Origin of the sequence: Mesorhizobium sp. M7A.F.Ca.AU.001.01.1.1 (genome assembly GCF_004022735.1) — a bacterium.
Classification (GTDB): domain Bacteria; phylum Pseudomonadota; class Alphaproteobacteria; order Rhizobiales; family Rhizobiaceae; genus Mesorhizobium; species Mesorhizobium ciceri.
The window spans coordinates 1-2,738 of record NZ_RZPF01000797.1; the positions used below are offsets into that span (position 1 = coordinate 1).

The 2,738-nt window shown below is 66.7% G+C and carries 3 protein-coding genes; all 3 read right to left on the minus strand.

Annotated elements, in window-relative coordinates:
- Window positions 1-176: precorrin-8X methylmutase (locus EN884_RS31980; protein WP_206617691.1), on the minus strand; the 176-nt coding region annotated here is incomplete at its 3' end.
- Window positions 177-178: 2 nt separating this feature from the next.
- On the minus strand, window positions 179-1,672 hold the full coding sequence (cobG, locus tag EN884_RS31985) for a precorrin-3B synthase (RefSeq protein ID WP_063168242.1): 1,494 nt from the start codon (window positions 1,670-1,672) through the stop codon (window positions 179-181).
- Window positions 1,669-2,738 (minus strand): cobaltochelatase subunit CobN (locus EN884_RS31990; RefSeq protein WP_206617690.1); only part of this gene is annotated, 1,070 nt, incomplete at its 5' end. The genes cobG and EN884_RS31990, both read right to left, overlap by 4 nt.

The window sequence follows — 2,738 nt, forward strand, 5'->3', positions numbered from 1 at the left end:
TCCTTGGAGAACACAAAATGATTTGAAGCTTCGACCTGGCCGCAGGCATGGATCATGCGAATGGCGACATCGGCCTCAGCTTCGGAGAAGCGCGACAGATCGGCCTCGGCGCGGATGATGGCGAAGGAGCGCTCGTAGATCGCCGTGCCGTCATGGATGTAGTCGTAGGCGGCCATGCTCATTTCCGTTTTTCAGTTTGGGCCTGTCGGTAGGCCTCGGCGATACCGGCCGGCCCGAGCCTTGTCAGGCAAGCGGCGGCGGTTTCACCTTGATATCGTGTGCTGCGGATCATCGCCGCGACGCGGCCGATGCCGCGCGCGGCGTCATAGCCCGGCCTGTAGCCGGCAGGAAGGGCCTTTGCCGTCGCGTTCACGACAAGTCCGGCTCCATTTTCGCCGCCGACGATCGTCAGCGCTGCCGGACCGGGGTGGGCGCAGCCTTTGGCACAGCCGGAAATGTGAAGGGTGAAGTCGAGGATGTCGGCTGTTTCAGCGGCGATCGTCTCGGCGATGTCGCGTGTGGCGATGCGGCCGGAGGCGCAGGCCGGCATGCCCGGGCAAGCGGCAATGCGCGTGCGCGGGTCGGCGGGGGCGGTGACGAAGCCGAGGATGGCGGCGGTGTGTTGGAGCGATGGGTTGGCGGCGGTTGGTTGCCCGAGGAACAGCAAGGCACGACCGGGGGCGAGGCGGATTTCGGTTGTGCCGAGGGCGATGGCGGCTTGCGCGAGGGCGATGATCTTGTCGGCCGGCATGCTGCCGTAGGGCAGGGCGATGCCGAGGGCGGTGGCGTGGCCGGCTAAGGGGAAAAGGCCGATAGGTTTGCGCGAGGCGCCCCCCTCTGTCCTGCCGGACATCTCCCCCTCTAGGGGGGAGATTACGCCGTCACCGATGGTTTCGCCAATCTCCGGTGCTGTTAAGGAAAAGCCGGCGTCGAAGCTGCCAATCTCCCCGCCTGAGGGGGAGATGTCCGGCAGGACAGAGGGGGGCGCCTCGCGCAAACTCGTCGAGCACAGCCAACCCGCCAAAGACACTAATTGCCTCTCCGATAAATCCCTTGCGTGGGCCTCGCGGCCTTTCTCTGCAACCATCCTTAGAGCTGCAACGGCAATATCGCGCGCCGCACCTTGATCGGCAAACGCCAGCGGCCTCGCATTCCTCCCGTCACCCGCGACAGACACGCGCCACCGAACTCCCGCATCGGTGCGCGTTGCAGCAAGCCGCACGTCGGCCGTGACCGCATCCATGGCGAGTTGCCCGCAGCCGTCCACAACGACCGACACCTTCGGTCTTAGGCGCTGTACGAGCCCAGCTTCTTCGATCGCAGCCCTGATACGTTCAGCCAGCGGCCGGGGATCGGCAATCTCTTGCGGATCAATGCCTGCCAGCGGCCCGGTCTCGACCGGCACGCCGGTGCGAACCGCGATATCAAGCGCATCGACCTCCGCCGCCAGCAGCGCAGCACTTTGCGCCGTCAGGCCGCGTATCTGCAAACTGCCGCGCGCGGTGACTTCCATGATGCCATTGCCGTGCCGCAAAGCGGATTCGGCTAGTCCGATCAACGACTCTGGCGACATTCCCCCAGCAACCGGGTTGAGCCGCACCAGCAGGCCGTCGCCGGTTTGCATCGGTGCCGACAAAGCCGGACAGGCGCCGCGGCGCGAGAAGGCGCTCATGCCGCCACCCCAAGTGCTTCTGCCTCGGCAATCAGGGCCGTCAAATCGTCGTCGATGGAATTGCGCAGGGGATGCCAGAGGCCGCGCCGGCGCGCCGACAGGAAACGCTCGGCGATGATTTTTGCGGCGGCGGGGTTTTCGCGCAGGATGAAGGCGCGGACCATGGGATCGCCGACATAGGCGTCATGCACCGCCTCGATCAGCGTTCCCGGAATGGCGTGCGTGGTTTCGGCGAAGCCGACCAGCCGGTCGACGGTTTCGGCGAATTCGGAGGCACCGCGCGGGCCGTGCCGCATCTGGCCAGCGATGAAACGGGCATTGACGGCGCGGGCACGCACGACGCGCGCTACGGCCTCACTGATCGAGCGTGGCTTCGGCTTTTGCGGGTCCGTGGTGTCGAGCACGATGACGTCGGCATTCCTGCCGAGCGCCGCAAGTGCTGCGGAAAAGCCGCCGATGAAGGCCACATCGGCGGAGCCCTCGAGGATGTCGCGGCCGGGGTCGTCGCCGGTGTGGACGAGAAGATCGGCTTCGGCGATGCGGCCCTCGAAGGCGCCGGGCGCGGAGATGCCTTCGCCCCCGGCGCCGCCATAGGCGTGCGATGTAGCGTCGAGATAGGCGCGGCCGATTTCGTCGCGTGCCGCCCAGTCGCCGGAGGACATGAGATCCTCGACGCCGGCGCCGTATGTGCCCGGCGAGGTGCCGAAGATGCGCGGGCTGATCTTGCCGTCGGCGCGGGTTTTGGCCGCGAGCGGGTTTTCCGAATCGTCCTCGTCGCGCGCGGCAACCGCGTTGGCTGCGGCATCGATCAGCGCGATCTGGGTCGGGAACATGTCGCGGAACAGGCCTGATATGCGCCATGTGACATCGACGCGTGGCCTTCCGAGCGTGGCCGGCGGCAGCACTTCGATGCCGGTGATGCGGCCGGTGGCCAAATCCCATTGCGGCCGGCAGCCCATCAGCGCCAGGCCTTGAGCGATCTCCTCGCCGCCGGTGCGCAGCGATGCCGAGCCCCAGAGATCGATGACTAGCGAGCGTGGCCAGTCGCCATGCGACTGCATGTAGC